A 15,882-nucleotide genomic window follows, 5' to 3' on the forward strand; every position below is an offset into this window, starting at 1 on the left:
CTGCGGACGCGAGCAGACTTTACCTACCATGAGGCCGACGCGACGTCCGGCAACGGCGTCACGTACAGGGAGTGACCATCGCTCCCTTGTCGACGAAAGGGATGAAACGCGGCATGAGCACGGTGGTGATCAAACGGTCGGCTCGGCGGCCCGCGCCGGAGATTCCGACCGGGGAGATCGCTGTCGAGCCGCCGCCCGAGATCCCGCAGGCCACGGGCGGCCGCTGGCAGCAGGCGATGATGGCGCTGCCCATGCTGGGTGGTTCGGCCGCGATGGCCATGATGATGGGCCGGGGCACCGGTGGCGCCTTCTCCTATGTGATCGGTGGCCTCTTCGGCATCTCCTCGATCGCCATGCTGGCGACCAGCCTCGGCTCCAACGGCTCACCGAAGAAGGCCGAGATGATGGCGGCCCGCCGGGAGTATCTCCGGCATCTCTCGGGGCTGCGCAAACGCGTACGGGAAACGGCCCGCAAGCAACGCGTCGGCCTGCTCTATCGCCATCCCGATCCGACGAAGCTCTGGTCGACGGCCGGAAGCCACCGGGTGTGGGAGCGGCGGACCAGCGATCCCGACTTCGGTGTCGTCCGGCTCGCCGTCGGACCACAGACGCTGGCCACCCCGCTGCTGCCGCCGGTGACCCGGCCGCTCGACGAACTCGAGCCGATGACCGCGGGCGCCCTGCGGCGCTTCCTCGACGCGTACTCCGTGGTGCCCGATCTGCCGGTGGCCGCCTCGCTGCGCGGGTTCGCGCGGGTCTTCCTGCGCGGCCCGGGCGCCGAGGTGCAGGGCCTCACCCGTGCCGTCGTCGCCCAGCTGGCCACCTTCCACGCGCCGGACGACCTGATCGTCGCGGTCTGCGCCGGGCCCGAGCGCCGGGCCGATTGGGAGTGGGTCAAGTGGTTGCCGCACAACCATCACCCGGCCCGCACCGACGCCCTGGGCCACGTGCGGCTGGTCGCGAGCACCGGCCCGGAGCTCGAGCAACTGCTCGAGGACGTGATCGGCAACCGGCCACGCTTCGGGTCGGGCGGGCACAGCAGCCCGCACGTCGTGATCGTGCTCGACGGCGCCGACCTGCGGGGCGCCACCCAGCTCGACGACGGCATCGACGGCGTCACCGTGCTCGATCTCGACGAGCAGCCGCCACGCCTGCTCGACCGGTCGCTGCTCGTGCTCGAGGTGGCCCAGCACAGTGGACGCCGGGTGCTCAACACCTATTCCATGGAGCACGAGGCCGAGGTGGGCTCGCCCGACCGGCTCGGCGTCGAGCAGGCCGAGGCGGTCGCGCGCCGGCTGTCCCCGCTGCGGCTGGCCGCGATGTCCAAGTCGTCGGACACCCCGCTGGCCACCGAGATGGGCCTGTCCGACCTGCTGGGCATCGGTGAGCCCGACACGTTCAGCGTGGCCCAGGCCTGGATGCCCCGGCCCAACCGCGACAAGCTGCGGGTGCCGATCGGCGTCGGGGCCGACGGCGCGCCGGTCGAGCTCGACCTCAAGGAGTCGGCACAGGACGGCATGGGCCCGCACGGCCTGCTCATCGGGGCCACCGGCTCCGGCAAGTCGGAGCTGCTGCGCACGCTGGTGCTGGCCCTGGCCACGACGCACTCGTCCGAGACGCTCAACTTCGTCCTCATCGACTTCAAGGGCGGCGCGACCTTCGCCTCGCTCGACCGGCTGCCGCACACGGCCGCCGTGATCACCAACCTGGCCGACGAGTTGCCGCTGGTGGACCGCATGGTCGACGCGATCGACGGCGAGTTGATCCGGCGGCAGGAGGTGCTGCGCAAGGCCGGCAACTACGCGAGCCTGCGCGATTACGAGAAGGCCCGGGCCGGTGGCGCCGCCCTGCCACCGCTGCCGTCGCTGCTGGTGATCTGTGACGAGTTCTCCGAGCTGCTCTCGGCCAAGCCCGATTTCATCGACCTGTTCGTCCAGATCGGACGGCTGGGCCGGTCGCTCGGCGTGCACCTGCTGCTGGCCAGCCAGCGCCTCGAGGAGGGCCGGCTGCGCGGCCTCGACACCCACCTGTCCTACCGCGTGGGTCTGCGGACCTTCTCGGCGCTCGAGTCGCGGGCCGTGCTGGGCGTCCCGGACGCCTACGAGCTGCCGCGATCACCCGGCCACGGCTACCTCAAGTTCGGCACCGAGCCTCTGCTGCGCTTCAAGGCGGCGTACGTCTCCGGACCGGTGGCTAAAACGGGCGCCCGCGCCGCCGCCGGTGGCGCCGGGGCTGACCCGCAGGTCCTGCCCTATTCGACGCGGTACGTCCCGGCGCCCAAGCCGGCCAAGCCGGTCGAGGCGCCGGTGGAGACGGTGTCCGGCGAGATCGTGCTCGACGTGATGGTCGACCGCCTGGGCGGGCAGGGACCGCCGGCCCATCAGGTCTGGCTGCCGCCGCTGACCGTCTCGGCGGCGCTCGACGAGTTGCTCGGCCCGGTGGTCGCCGACCCGGCCCGCGGGCTGGCGTTCGCCAACCCCGAGCTGCACGGCGCCCTGCAGGTGCCGATCGCGCTGGTCGACAAGCCACGCGAGCAGGTACGCGACGTGATGTGGCTGCAGCTGTCGGGCGCGGCCGGGCACGTCGCGGTGGTCGGCTCGACGCTGAGCGGCAAGTCGACCGCCCTGCGCGCGATGATCTGCGGGCTCGCGCTCACCCACACCCCGGCCGAGGTGCAGGTCTACTGCCTCGACTTCGGTGGCGGCGCGCTCGGCACGCTGCGCGATCTGCCGCACGTCGGCGGGGTGTCGAGCCGGCTCGACACGGTCGGTGTCCGCCGCACCATCGGCGAGATCTCCACCCTGCTGGCCGAGCGGGAGGCCCGCTTCGCCGCGATGGGCATCGACTCGATGGCGTCCTACCGCCGGCGCCGCGCCAATCCGGCCAACCCGGGCACCGACACCGATCCCTTCGGCGACGTGTTCCTGGTGATCGACGGCTGGGCCACACTGCGCAAAGAGTACGAAGAACTCGAACCGGTCATCACCGACATCGCTACCCGCGGTCTGTCGTACGGGATCCACGTCGTCGCCGCGACCTCGCGGTGGATGGACTTCCGCCCGGCCATCCGCGACATGTTCGGCTCCCGGCTCGAACTGCGGCTCGGCGACCCCAGCGACTCGACGGTCAACCGCCGGGCCGCGATGACCGTGCCCGAGAAACCCGGCCGCGGCATCGTCGAGCACCCCACCGACAAGAACAAATTCCTGCACCTGCTGACCGTCCGGCCCGAGCTGAGTACGCTGGCCGACACGACCGACCTGGTCAAGGAGATCGCGGCCAACTGGCACGGGGCACCGGCGCCGCGGGTGCGCCTGCTGCCGGCCCTGGTGCCGTACGAAGACCTGGACCTGTCCCGCACCACCGGCCTGCGCCTGCCGATCGGCATCAGCGAGGCCGACCTCCAGCCCGTCGAGATCGACTTCGCCTCGGATCCGCACTTCCTGCTCTTCGGCGACGCCGAGTGCGGCAAGTCGACGTTCCTGCGGGCGCTGGCCACCACGATCACGCAGCGCTTCGCACCCGAACAGGCCCGGCTGATCCTCGTCGACTACCGGCGGTCCCTGATGGACCTGCCGGAGACCGACCACCGCATCGGCTACGGGATCCAGGCCCAGAAGACCCTGGAGCTGATGCAGTCGGTCGCCGGTTACATGGAACGCCGCCTGCCCGGCCCCGACGTGACGGCCCAGCAGTTGCGCGAGCGATCCTGGTGGACCGGGCCCGAGCTGTTCGTGCTGGTCGACGACTACGACCTGGTCATGGCCGGTCCGACCAACCCACTCACCCCGCTGCTGGAATACCTGCCGCAGGCCCGTGACGTCGGCCTGCACCTGATCGTCACGCGCCGGGCCGGTGGCGCCGGCCGGTCGCTCTACGAGCCGATCATCCAGCGGTTGCGCGAGCTGTCGGCACCCGGTCTGGTGATGTCCGGACCGTCCGACGAGGGGCCGTTGATCGGTGCTGTGCGGCCGGCCCTGCTGCCGCCCGGCCGTGGGCGTCTGCTCACTCGCCGTGAGGGCATACGGCTGATTCAGTTGGCCCACCTGCCGCCGTACTGACCTGCGCGAGGAATTAACAGACAGACGGTGCGATAGGCATAGACAGACAGCAGCCGCACGGCCCTGTTTCGGAGTAATCTGCATCGACCATCCAGGATCCAGAATGGCGATGCGAACCGTGAGCGCTGAATGGGTGAGTGACCGGCCGGCCAGGCCACGACGGCGTGGTGCTCGTTGGTGAGCGCACGCCGTCTTGCCGCGGCCGCGACAGCCGGGTTCTTCGCGCTCGGCCTGCCGGTCGCCCCGGCCGCGCACGCCACGCCCCCGGCCGGCTTCCTCGCCGAGCCGAGCCCGCTGCAGGGTGATTCGGTCCGCGCCGACGAGTGGCATCTGGGCACGCTGGATGTCTCCGAGGCCTGGACCTATGCCCAGGGCGCGGGCGTCACGGTCGCCGTCATCGACTCCGGGGTCGACTCCGACCACCCCGACCTGGAGGGCCAGGTGCTGCCCGGCCTCGACCTGGTCAACAGCAAGGGTGACGGCGACACCGACCTGGTCGGCCACGGCACCACGGTCTCCGGCATCATCGCCGGCCGCAACGACGACACCGCCGGCGTGGTCGGCATCGCCCCCAAAGCCAAGATCCTTCCGGTACGCGTCCTGGACGAGGACAACCGCTACGGCGACGCCCTGATCGTCGCCCAGGGCGTGCGCTGGGCCGTCGACCACGGCGCCCGGGTCATCAACCTCTCGCTGGGCGGCAACGGCAGCAGCGCCGCCCTGGCCGCCGCGCTCGACTACGCGTTCGCCAAGGACGTGGTCGTCGTCGCCTGCACCGGCAACACGAGCGCCTCGTCGTCCGGCGGGGTGTGGTATCCGGCTCGTGAGCCCGGCGTGCTCGCGGTGGCCGGGATGGAACGCGACGGCACCACCCTGTGGTCCGGCTCGATCACCGGCAAGGAAACGGTCGTCACCGCGCCCGCCACCCAGCTGGTCGGCGCCAACACCGGCGGCGACTACTGGAAGGTCCAGGGCACCAGCTTCGCGGCCCCGATGGTCTCGGCCACCGCCGCGCTGATCCGCTCCCGCTGGCCCGACATGCCGGCCGGTGAGGTCATCAACCGGATCATCCGCACCGCGAAGGACAAGGGCGCCGCCGGCCGCGACGCACTCTTCGGCTTCGGCCTGGTCGACCCGGTCGGTGCGCTGACCGCCCCGATCCCGCCCGTCTTCGAGAATCCGCTCGACACGTCACCGTCGCCGGGCATCGCCCGCTTCGGCAGCGCCCCGGTCCCCGGCCAGGCCCAGTCGGCACCCGACGGCACCACGCAGAACCTGGTCCCGATGTCACCCCGCTCCAACCCGGGCACGGGCGCGGCCCCGATCGCCGCCGCGGCCGCCCCGTTCCACCAGGCGTGGTGGGCCGCCGCGGCGCTGTTCCTGCTTTCGGCCCTGGCCGCGGTCCTCACGATCCGCCGCTTCGCCGGCACCACCTGACCCGGCGGCGTCCTGACCCGGCGGCGTCCTGACCCGGCGGCGTCCTGACCCGGCGGCGTCACCGGTCCGCAAGCCAGGGCCTTCCAAGCGCGCCATGGCCCCGACGGCCGCACCGCGTTCCGCCTGGCTGAGGGGCGCGTGCGTGCGCGGACGGTCAGGCGCAGTCGCCGGTGCGGACTCCGCGGGTGCGGGCCTGGCCGGCCCGGGCGACCGGGGCGGCCTCGTCCGCGGTGAGGGCGAAACCCGTGTTCTTGTCGTCGGCCGCCGCGGCGAAGATGACGCCCAGCACCTGGCCGCCGGTGGTGATCAGCGGGCCGCCGGAGTTGCCGCTGCGGACCAGGGACCGGATCGTGTAGATCTCGCGGGTCACGTCGCCCGAGTCGTAGATGTCGGGCCCGGTGATGCGGCCGACGTCGCGGACCCGCGCCGACTGCGCGTCGTACGGCCCGTCCTGCGGATAGCCCAGCACGATCGCGCTCGAGCCGGTGTTGGCCTGCTTGCCGACGAACGGCATGACCGGCGCGGTCAGGCCGGGCACATAGAGCACCGCCAGGTCGCGATCGGGGTCGTAGACGACCACGGTGGCCCGCTTACGACCGCCGGCCACCTCGACCTCGGTCTCTTTGGTGCCCGCCACGACGTGCGCGTTGGTCATCACCCGCTCGTCGGCGTAGACGAAGCCGGAGCCCTCGATGCGCCGGGAGCAGCTCGGCGCGGTGCCCAGCACCTTGAGCACCGAGCGTTTCGACCGCGCGACGATCTGGGAGCCCTTGAGCTTGGGGTCGGGCGCCGCCACGTCCTTGGCCTTGGTCGGCGTCAGGCCGCCGAAGACGTCGGGGAACCCACTGGTGTCCAGGGTGTCGCTCAGCGCCGATGACAGCGCCTGCGCCCGCTCGGGCATCAGGCTGTTGATGCCGCCGAGGATGGCGCTGTTGCGTACGGCCGAGTTGAGGCCGGGGAACGGTGTCGAGCCCAGCGGAACGGCGATCAGCCAGGCGACCAGCAGCACCGCGACCAGCGAGACGGCGGCACCGCCGGCGTCGTCCAGACGCTGCAGCGGCCGGCTCTGGATGGCCCGCCGCAGATGGGTGCCCAGCCAGCCGGCCAGGGTCTGCCCGAGCACGGCGACCGCGAAGATCGTGACCAACGAGACGACCAGCCGCGCGGTCGGGTCGGTGAAGCGGTCGGCGATCAGCGGGCCGACCTGCAGGCCGATCAGCACACCGCTGAAGAAGCCGCCGAACGAGAGCGCGCCGATGACGAAGCCCTGGCGGTAGCCGCTGATCGCGAAGACCAGCATGAGCAGGATCAGGATGCCATCGACCACGAACACTCACCCAATGTAGAAGTCGCGGGCCAGCACCTGGTCATGGCAGAACCTCGTCCGGCGCCCCGCCGCGGCCGGCGGGCACCGGGGCGCTGGCCTCGGGCAGCTCGACGAGGGGGCCCGGCTCCCACGGCCTGGTCCAGCCACCCATGTCGAGCACTGCCGAGATCACCCCCGCCGTGAAGCCCCAGACCAGCATGCCCCGCACCTGGAAGGCGGGGCTGACCCAACCGCTGGGGTGCCGCACCCGGATACGGTTTCCGGGGTCGACGAGTTCACTGATCGGCAGCCGGGCCACGTGGGCGACCTCGGCCGCCTGCAGAGGGCTCACCGGGTGGGGCCGCCGCCACCAGGCCAGCACCGGCGTGACGACGAACGAGCTGACCGGGATGTAGAGGTCCGGCAGCAGCGCCAGCGCCTCGGCACTGGACGGGTCGAGCCCGACCTCTTCGTTGGCCTCGCGCAGCGCCGTGGCCACGGCGTCCGCGTCCTCCGGGTCGGTGCCGCCGCCGGGGAAGGCCGGCTGGCCCGCGTGGTTGCGCATGGTCGCGGCCCGCTGCAGCACCAGCAGGTCGGGGCCGCCCGGGCTGTCAGCCGAGGGCGGGCTCTCGCCGAACAACACCAGGACGGCGCTGGGGCGGCCACCGCGGGCCGGGGGTCGCAGCGGCGTGAAGTCCTCGGTGCGGCTGTCGCCCACCCGGGTCAGCAACGGCTCGAACCAGGACGGCAGATCGTCGGGCCGCTTCAGCACCTTGGCCTCGTTCACCGGGCCACCCCCGCCGCCGAAGCCGGGAACGCCCGGGGACGACCGAGGCCGATCACGGAGTCACCGTCACACCGGTGTGTTTGCGGACCTGCTCGGACAACCCGCGGGCGTCGAGCGGCAGGGGATGCACGTACGAGCGTCCGGCGGAGTCGAGGAAGACGGTGACCGGCAGGTTGACGCGACCCAGCCCGTTCAGCAGCGCGCCCTTCTCGTCGAACAATGTCGGCATGCGCACGCCCTTGTCAGCGGCGAACTCGGCGCCCATTTCCCGTTTGTCGCCCGAGTCGACGCCGAGCACGGTCAGGCGCCCCTCGGCCTTGGTGGCCAGGCTCTGCATGACCGGCAGCTCGGTGCGACACGGCCCGCACCACGAGGCCCAGATGTTGATCACCGCGGGCCCGCGGAGCTCGCGCAGGGCGACCTTGTCGTCGCCGGTGAAGCAGGGCAGCTCGACGTCGGGCAGATCAGTGGCGCCCGCCGTCGCCGAGACTGGCGCGGCCGACGGCGGCGGCGCGGTCACCGCCGAACACTCCCCGAAGGGCGACGCGACCGCCGGCTCGTCGTCACCGCAGGCGGCGGTCGTCACCGCGAGCAGCACTACCAACGGCCCGATGAACAACCGCGCCGGCGATGGACCCGAGCGGGCTTGAAACGAAGACGCCGGGCTAGCGGTCAAGCGCCGCAGCACTGAGCGGACCCAGCGAGGACCGACCGGGGACATCGGAAGCATGGTGAGTCGCCGCGGCAGTGGGACGGCCGGGAACTGCGGGAGCCTCACGGAGCCTCCGGCGCGGCCACGGCGGCCGCCGGCACCAGCGCCGGGTCGACCCCGGCGGCGACCGCCAGCTCGCGGGCGCGCGGACCCTTCAGCAGCTTGGCCGCGGCCGCCGCCTCGGTCGGGCCGGTGCCGTAGGACGGGCACATCGGGGCCAGCGTGCAAGCTCCGCAGGCCGGCTTGCGCGCGTGGCACACCCGCCGGCCGTGGAAGATCACCCGGTGCGACAGCATCGTCCAGTCGCGTTTCTCGATCAGATCGGCGACCAGAAACTCGATTTTGACCGGGTCGTCCTCGGCCACCCAGCCGAAGCGGTTGGTCAGCCGTCGGAAGTGGGTGTCGACGGTGATGCCGGGGACGCCGAAGGCGTTGCCGAGAATGACGTTGGCCGTCTTGCGGCCGATGCCGGGCAGCGCGACCAGCTCGTCGAGTGTGGCCGGCAGGACGCCGTCGTGCCGCTCGAGCAGCGCCTGACCGAGCTTGATCAGGGAGTCGGTCTTGGCCCGGAAGAAGCCGGTCGGCTTGAGCAGGGTCTCGAGCGAGGCCCGGTCGGCGGCGGCGTAGTCAGCCGCCGACTGATAGCGCTTGAACAGCTCGGGCGTGACCGTGTTGACCCGGACATCGGTGGTCTGGGCCGACAGGATGGTGGCGACGGCGAGCTCGAGCGGGGTGGTGAAGTCGAGCTCGGCGTGCGCGTCGGGATGTGTGTCGGCCAGGAGCCGGGCCATCTTACGAGCTCGTCGCTTGCGCCCGATGGGCGTCTCCGCCGCGAACCGCTTCGCCGACCGCACCACCAGAGTCACCGCTAAAGAGTACGTCGCCCCGGCGACAAGAAGACCGGCAGGAACTCGTCAGGCGGACGGTTTGATCGAGCCGTCGGCGCCGAACGAGGGACCCGTGCCGGGGAAGTCGGCCTCGCTCAGCTGAGCGACCAGCTTGCGCCCCCGCTCGGCCGACGAGTCGCGGGTCGGCAGTCCGGTGGAGCCCAGATAGGTCGAGAGCAACTTCCCACCCGCGTACGACCCGTCCTTGCCCAGCGTGACGTGCAGGATCCCGCCGTACTTGAGCACGCCGGTCCGCGACAGCGTGCGCCCGCCCCCGGCGAAGTTTCCCAGGCTGTACGCGATCAGCTTGCCTTTGTAGAACTCCATGCCCCGCAGCACGTGCGGCCCGTGCCCGATCACCAGGTCGGCACCCGCGTCGATCACGGCGTGGCTGAACTTGATCGGGTCGCCCCGGTTCTCGCCGAAGAACGTCTCGGTGCCCGGCTTGACGTGTTGCTCGTCGGCGCCCTCGGCCCCCATGTGCACCTGCACCACGACCAGGTCGGCCTGCCCTTGGGCGGTCTCGATCACCGACCGGGCCTGGTCGAGGTCGATCAGGCTGTTGGCCCCCGCGTACGAGGAGAACCCGACCACCGCGACCTTGACCCCCTTGACCTCGACGACGGTGATCTCGTCGGTGTTACCGGTGGCCTTGACGCCGACCTTGTCGAGCGCCGCACGGGTGTTGCGCGCGCCCTGCGGACCGAAGTCCTTCGAGTGGTTGTTGGCCGTGTTGACCAGGTCGAAGCCGCCGGCCTTGAGGTGCTGGGCGTAGGACGGCGGGGACCGGAACGCGAAGCAGTTGGTCGCGGCCGCCCCGCACTTGGAGGTGCCGGTGTCGGCCGTGAGCGGTTGCTCCAGGTTGCCCATCACGAGGTCGGAGGCCAGCCCCGCCTTGACCGAGTCGAAGAATCCCTCGCCGTCGGCCGGCGGCATCCGGCTCGGTGCGTTGCTCATCATGATGTCGCCGGTTGCCGAGAGTGTGATGGTCCCCTCAGTGGCCGCCTCGGTGGTCGCCGACTCCTCGACCGGGGCCGCCGCCGATCTGGACGGGCGCGAGCCCGGCGACGAGGTGGCCGGCTCGGCCCAGGTGGCCGCCGAGTTACCGGAGTCGCGGTTCGCGAAAGCGACACTTCCGACACCGACCGCCGCCAATACCGCAAGGACAATAGCGACAGTAAGGACAGGGCGCCCGAAAAGGCCCGGCCGCTTGTGCGAGGGGTGGGAATTCATCGACGGCGACGATACCTTCAGGTGGCTACGCGGAAGAACCGTCGAAAGGCTGGTCGTCGCTCACACCGGGCGACGAAAAATACTGCCCGTCACGGTCGGGCCGGTTACCCTGCGGTATCTGGATCAAGGGGTGCCCGCCCGATTCTTGCCCGCGTGCGCCTAGACTGATCGAGCGCAGGCGTTGCGCGTGTTCGGAGGTGCGGCGATGGATGAGGTACTGGCGCGCAGCGGGATCTTCCAGGGCGTGGACCCGGAGGCCGCCGAGGCGCTCGCCAAGGAGATGGACACGGTCGAGGTCCGTAAGGGCGACGTCCTGTTCAACGAGGGCGAGGCCGGTGACAGCCTGTACATCGTGCTGTCCGGCAAGATCAAGCTGGGCCGGCGCGCTGCCGACGGCCGGCAGAATCTCGTCTCGATCATGGGCCCGTCCGACATGGTCGGCGAGCTCTCGCTCTTCGACCCCGGTCCGCGCACGGCCACCGCGACCGCGGTGACCGACGCCCGGCTGGCCCGGCTCAAGAAGACGTCGCTGCGTCCGTGGCTCAACAACCGCCCCGAGATCGCCGAGCAGCTCCTGCGGGTGCTCGCCCGCCGGCTGCGGCGCACCAACGACGCGCTGGCCGACCTGATCTTCACGGACGTGCCCGGCCGGGTGGCGAAAAACCTCCTGCAGATGGCCGGCCGGTTCGGCACCCGCGACGGCGGCGTGCTGCGGGTCACCCACGATCTCACCCAGGAGGAGCTGGCTCAGCTCGTCGGGGCGTCCCGCGAGACGGTGAACAAGGCGCTGGCCGACTTCGCCTCCCGCGCGTGGCTGCGCCTCGACGGCAAGAGCGTGATCATCCTCGACCCTGAGCGTCTCGCCCGGCGCGCCCGCGTCTGACCTGAGCTGATCTTTGAGGGGCCGTCCCGTCGGGGCGGCCCCTTAAAGGCGTACTTATCCCCTCCATAGGCGACAAACCAGCCGCATTCGCATCCGTGTCGCACCCGCTCGACCACTCGTTACGGAGGTGGTCGAGAGGCACCGGCGGATACGAGAGGGCGCGGCTTTGAACATGGTGGGGGTCGTACAGCGCATCGGGGTTTCGTCGTGACCGACGGCACCGAGCGGCACTCACCCGCGGCGAACCATGGCGTCGCCCGCACGGGCCGGGAGGGCACGGCCCACGGAGCACAGTCGTGACCGTGCTCGACACCACCATCGACTCGCGTACCCCGGGTTACCACGAGGGCCGCAACACCTCCCTCGACCGGCTGGAACGGCTCGAGGCGGCGATCGAGGAGGCTCGCGCCGGTGGCGGCGAGCGGGCGGTCACCCGCCACCACGCCCGCGGCAAGCTGCTGCCCCGGGAGCGCATCGAGATGCTGCTCGACCAGGACGCCCCGTTCCTGGAGCTGTCCGCGGTCTGCGGCTGGGGCACCGAGTTCGCGGTCGGCGCGGGCGTGGTCACCGGCATCGGCGTGGTCGAGGCGGCCGAGTGCATGATCATCGCGACCGACCCGACCGTCGAGGGCACCGCGGTCAACCCGTACGCGGTGGAGAAGATCCGCCGGGCCGTCCGGATCGCCGTGGCCAACCGCCTGCCGCTGGTCAACCTGGTCGAGTCGTCGACCGAGGTGGCCGGCGCGGGCTCACCGCCGGGCGGGGGCATCGCCCGCGACCTCAGCCGCCTGCCCGCCGCCCGGGTGCCCGCGGTCGGCGTGGTCTTCGGACCCACCAACGGCGACGCCGCCTATCTGCCCGCGCTGTCGGACTACACGATCATGGTGCGCGGACACGCGAAGGTGCTGCCCCGCGGCGGCTCCACCGGCGCCGAGGTCCGGGCCGCGGCGGCGCCGGCCGACCAGCTGGCCGAGGACGAGCGCGACGCCCTGCGGCTGGCCCGCCAATCCGTACGGCGGTTGAACTGGCGCAAGTGCGGCCCGCCGCCCCGCTGTTTTCCGCCGTCCCCACCCAAATACGACCCTGAGGACCTGCTCGCCCTGGCCGGCAGCGGCCGGCCCACCCTGGTCGACCCGCGGGAGCTGCTGGCCCGCATCCTCGACGGCAGCGATTTCGACGAGTTCAAACCGGCCGTCGGCGCCTCCGTGCTGGCCGGCTGGGGAGAACTGCACGGATATCCGGTCGGGGTCCTGGCCGCGTCGGGCGGTCCGCCGACCACGGCCGACACTCAGAAGGCGGTGCACTTCATCCAACTCGCCAACGCCACCGACACCTCGCTGCTGCTGATCCAGCCCGGCGAGTCCGGCACCCTGGGCTCGGGCGCGATCGACGCCCTGGCCCACTCCACCGTGCCGCTGCTCGCCCTCAACACCGGGCGCACCGGCGACCCCCGCTTCGCCTTCCGCTGGCCGGCCGACGGCCCCCTGGCCAACGGCGACGACGACGGCGTCATCGACCCCCGGGACACGCGCACTGTGCTCGGCCTGTGCCTCTCGGCCGTGCACAGCGCGGCTGTCGAAGGCGCCGGGCACGTCGGCGTGTTCCGTTCCGGAAAGGTGGACCAGTGATCCGACGGCTTCTGGTGGCCGACCGCGGCGAGACCGCCCGCCGGGTGTTCGCCACCTGCCGGCTGATCGGCATCGAGACGGTCGCCGTCTATGCCGACGCGGATTCCGACGCTCCCCACGTCGGCGAGGCGGACTACGCCGTACGCCTGGACGGCGGCACACCCCGCTCGTCCTACCTGCGCGGCGACCTGATCATCACGGCCGCCCAGCGCACCGGGGCCAATGCGATCCACCCCGGCATCGGCGAGCTGGCCGAGGACGCCGACTTCGCCGCGGCGGTGGCCGACGCCGGGATGATCTGGGTCGGCGCCCCGGCCAAGACGCTCGGCGTGCTGCGTAGCAAGCGGGAGACCAAGGTGCTGGTGGCCGAGGCCCGGGTGCCGGTGCTGCCCAGCTTCGGTGACCCGTCCGAGGTGACCGGTTTCCCCGTGCTGATCAAGCCGGACACCGGGCTCGGCGGCGTCGGTCTGCGGGTCGTGCGCGACGCCGGGACGCTGTCCGAGGCGCTCGCCTCGACCCGGCGCGAGGTCGGCGGCGAGGTCTACTGCGAGCCCTACGTCGAGGACGTACGGCACATCGAGATCCCGATCCTGGCCGACGAGCACGGCGCCGTGATCCCGTTCGGCGAGCGCGAGTGCTCGATCCAGCGGCGCTACCAGAAGATCGTCGAGGAGACCCCGTCGCCGGCCGTCGACCCGGGGCTGCGCGAGGAGCTCTGCCGGGCGGCCATCGTCACGGTCCGGGCGCTGGGCTACGTGGGCGCGGGGGCGGTCGAGTTCCTGCTCGACCCGAGCGGCGACTTCTGGTTCCTCGAGCTCACCCCGACGCTGCAGGCCGAGCACGCGGTCACCGAGTGCGTGTCGGGCTACGACCTCGTACGCCTGCAGTTGCTCGTCGCCGAGGGCGGCAGCCTGCCCATGCCGGGCCCGCCGCCGATCCGCGGCCACGCGATCGAGGTGCGCCTGTGCGCCGAGGATCCCGCGTACGCCTGGCTGCCCGCCACCGGCACCGTGCACCGTTTCGCCGTGCCCGACGTGGCCGGCCGTTTCCGCCCGCTGCCCGCCCCCGGCCTGCGGCTCGACTCCGGGGTCGAGAACGGCTCGGTGATCGGCGTGCACCAGGACTCCACCCTGGCCAAGCTGGTCGCCTGGGCGCCCACCCGGCAGGAGGCGGCCCGCATGCTCGCCTCCGCGCTGACCCGCACCCAGCTGCACGGCGTCGCCACCAACCGGGACCTGCTCGTGCGGGCGCTGCGGCACCACGCCTTCCGCACCGGCGATGTGGACACCGGTTTCCTCGACCGGCGGCCCGAGGTGTTCGCCCCGCTGCTGTCGGCGGTCGACGCCGTCCGCCTCTCGTGCCTGGCCGCCGCCCTGGCCGGAGCGGCCGCCCGGCGGGCCGCCGCGGCTGTCCTCGGGTCGCTGCCGTCCGGCTGGCGCAACGTGCCGTCGGGCTCGCAGACGGCGGTCTACGACGGGCCGGCCGGCCCGGTCGAGGTCGGCTATCGGATGAACCGGCACGGCGAGCTGGCCGGCTGGTGGGTGCGCACGGTCGACCCCGAGGAGCTCGACCTGGCCGGGCTGGGCCAGGCGCCGGTGTCGGCCGACTACCCCGAGACGGTGGTCGTGCACGCCGGTGACGAGCGGGTGGTGCTCGACGTGAACGGGATCCGGCTGACCTTCAACGTGCACCGGGTCGGCGAGGTCTCGTATGTGGACAGTCCCGAGGGGTCGGTGGCACTGCGCGCGCTGTCCCGGTTCCCGCTGCCCGCCCCCGACGCGGTCGAGGGCTCGCTGATGGCGCCGCTGCCCGGGGCGGTCCGGCGGGTGCTCGTCGTGCCCGGTCAGCGGGTCCGCGCGGGCGAGCTGCTGCTGACCCTGGAGGCGATGAAGCTGGAGCACCCGGTGCACGCGCCCAGTGCCGGCGTGGTCGCCTCGCTGCCGGTGCAGCCGGGAGCCGAGGTGGACACCGGCGAGCTGTTAGCGGTTCTCGCTCCCGAGTAGGCCGAACCACTTCTTTTTCGGCGGGCGCGGGTTGCGCACGGTCGGGGTGTCGTCGCTCGGGCCGAGGCGCGGCGGCGGCACGTAGTGCGGCGGGTTGAGCTGGACCGCGGTGAGCATCTCGCGCAGCTGCTGGGCGGTCGGCCGGTCCGCCGGGTCGTTGGCCATGCCGTACCGCAGCACCTGGGTCAGCCCGGCCGGCACCCCCGGCAGGTCGGGGATCGGCTGGTGGAACAGGTCCATCAGGGTCAGCAGGCTGGGGCTGCGGTCGCCGTCCCAGCGCGGCGGGCGGCCCCGCATGACCGCGTAGAGCGTGGCGCAGAGCGCGTAGACGTCGACCGCCCCGCTCGGCTCGTCGTGCCGGAACATCTCGGGCGGGGCGTAGGCCGGGGTCAACACCTCGAAGGTCACCGAGGAGTCGCGCATCTCGCCCAGCACGGCCAGTCCGAAATCGGCCAGCACGGCCGTGTTGAACTGCGAATACAGGATGTTGGCGGGCTTCACGTCGCGGTGCAGCACCCCGTTGGCGTGCGAGTGCACCAGCGCGTCGGCGATCTTGACCCCGAGGTCGCGGGTCTCGGCCGCGCCGAGCGGTGAGCGCCGCATGCGGTCGAGATACGACCCGTCGCAGAGCTCCATGATCAGGTAGGGGTGCTGGTCGACTGTCACGCCCACGTCGAAGAGGTCGACCACGTGCGGGTGCGACGACATGCGCCCCGCGGCCCGCGCCTCCCGCAGGAAGCGGGCCTGGTCACGGTCACTCTCCAGGCGACGGTTCTCCACCTTGATGGCGACCTCGCGGCCCACCGAGTCCTGCATCGCGCGATAGACGGTGGCGTACCCGCCCCGCGCCATGATGGATAAACCGGACATGCCAGGCACGTACGGAGCGGGCAGTGCTCCGCGCGGTGTCTCGGTCATGAAGATGAAAATACGCCAGCGGCCCGG

The 15,882-nt window shown here is 71.9% G+C and carries 11 protein-coding genes; 5 read left to right on the plus strand and 6 right to left on the minus strand.

Going from position 1 to position 15,882, the window contains the following annotated elements; all coding sequences use genetic code 11:
• Window positions 1–113 precede the first annotated feature (113 nt).
• Window positions 114–4,061 (plus strand): type VII secretion protein EccCa, encoded by a 3,948-nt coding sequence (gene eccCa, locus NAG42_RS18335; protein WP_250031537.1) that lies wholly within the window; start codon window positions 114–116, stop codon window positions 4,059–4,061.
• 174 nt (window positions 4,062–4,235) lie between these two features.
• Complete coding sequence (gene mycP / locus NAG42_RS18340; RefSeq protein ID WP_250031538.1) at window positions 4,236–5,498, plus strand: type VII secretion-associated serine protease mycosin; 1,263 nt, start codon at window positions 4,236–4,238, stop codon at window positions 5,496–5,498.
• Window positions 5,499–5,652: 154 nt separating this feature from the next.
• On the opposite strand, the gene NAG42_RS18345 is transcribed toward mycP, so the two are convergent.
• The 5 genes from NAG42_RS18345 to NAG42_RS18365 form a co-directional block, all read right to left on the minus strand.
• On the minus strand, window positions 5,653–6,831 hold the full coding sequence (locus NAG42_RS18345; protein WP_250031540.1) for a MarP family serine protease: 1,179 nt from the start codon (window positions 6,829–6,831) through the stop codon (window positions 5,653–5,655).
• Window positions 6,832–6,865: 34 nt separating this feature from the next.
• Window positions 6,866–7,591 carry an NUDIX hydrolase gene (locus tag NAG42_RS18350; RefSeq protein WP_438872413.1) on the minus strand — a complete coding sequence of 242 codons (726 nt, stop codon included), beginning with the start codon at window positions 7,589–7,591 and terminating at the stop codon, window positions 6,866–6,868.
• A gap of 52 nt (window positions 7,592–7,643) precedes the next feature.
• Window positions 7,644–8,189 carry a TlpA family protein disulfide reductase gene (locus tag NAG42_RS18355; protein ID WP_250032117.1) on the minus strand — a complete coding sequence of 182 codons (546 nt, stop codon included), beginning with the start codon at window positions 8,187–8,189 and terminating at the stop codon, window positions 7,644–7,646.
• 176 nt (window positions 8,190–8,365) lie between these two features.
• Window positions 8,366–9,163 carry an endonuclease III gene (gene nth, locus NAG42_RS18360; RefSeq protein ID WP_284045572.1) on the minus strand — a complete coding sequence of 266 codons (798 nt, stop codon included), beginning with the start codon at window positions 9,161–9,163 and terminating at the stop codon, window positions 8,366–8,368.
• A gap of 54 nt (window positions 9,164–9,217) precedes the next feature.
• Complete coding sequence (locus tag NAG42_RS18365) at window positions 9,218–10,423, minus strand: CapA family protein (RefSeq protein WP_308201159.1); 1,206 nt, start codon at window positions 10,421–10,423, stop codon at window positions 9,218–9,220.
• 205 nt (window positions 10,424–10,628) lie between these two features.
• Between NAG42_RS18365 and NAG42_RS18370 the strand changes: the two genes are divergently transcribed.
• From NAG42_RS18370 to NAG42_RS18380, 3 genes are all read left to right on the plus strand, one after another.
• Window positions 10,629–11,306 carry a Crp/Fnr family transcriptional regulator gene (locus tag NAG42_RS18370; protein WP_020515203.1) on the plus strand — a complete coding sequence of 226 codons (678 nt, stop codon included), beginning with the start codon at window positions 10,629–10,631 and terminating at the stop codon, window positions 11,304–11,306.
• A gap of 296 nt (window positions 11,307–11,602) precedes the next feature.
• Window positions 11,603–12,934 carry a carboxyl transferase domain-containing protein gene (locus NAG42_RS18375; protein ID WP_250031544.1) on the plus strand — a complete coding sequence of 444 codons (1,332 nt, stop codon included), beginning with the start codon at window positions 11,603–11,605 and terminating at the stop codon, window positions 12,932–12,934.
• Window positions 12,931–14,937 (plus strand): ATP-binding protein, encoded by a 2,007-nt coding sequence (locus NAG42_RS18380; protein ID WP_250031546.1) that lies wholly within the window; start codon window positions 12,931–12,933, stop codon window positions 14,935–14,937. Before NAG42_RS18375 ends, NAG42_RS18380 begins: the two co-directional genes overlap by 4 nt.
• On the opposite strand, the gene NAG42_RS18385 is transcribed toward NAG42_RS18380, so the two are convergent.
• On the minus strand, window positions 14,914–15,855 hold the full coding sequence (locus NAG42_RS18385) for a serine/threonine-protein kinase (RefSeq protein WP_250031551.1): 942 nt from the start codon (window positions 15,853–15,855) through the stop codon (window positions 14,914–14,916). The genes NAG42_RS18380 and NAG42_RS18385 overlap by 24 nt on opposite strands.
• Window positions 15,856–15,882 lie beyond the last annotated feature (27 nt).

The sequence above is a fragment of the Paractinoplanes maris genome, from assembly GCF_023544465.1.
Lineage (GTDB): Bacteria > Actinomycetota > Actinomycetes > Mycobacteriales > Micromonosporaceae > Actinoplanes > Actinoplanes maris.

Coding starts and splice junctions, on each gene's coding strand:
- NAG42_RS18385 (WP_250031551.1), bottom strand. CDS start 15,855: ATGACCGAGACACCGCGCGGAGCACTGCCCGCTCCGTACGTGCCTGGC.
- NAG42_RS18370 (WP_020515203.1), top strand. CDS start 10,629: ATGGATGAGGTACTGGCGCGCAGCGGGATCTTCCAGGGCGTGGACCCG.
- NAG42_RS18365 (WP_308201159.1), bottom strand. CDS start 10,423: ATGAATTCCCACCCCTCGCACAAGCGGCCGGGCCTTTTCGGGCGCCCT.
- eccCa (WP_250031537.1), top strand. CDS start 114: ATGAGCACGGTGGTGATCAAACGGTCGGCTCGGCGGCCCGCGCCGGAG.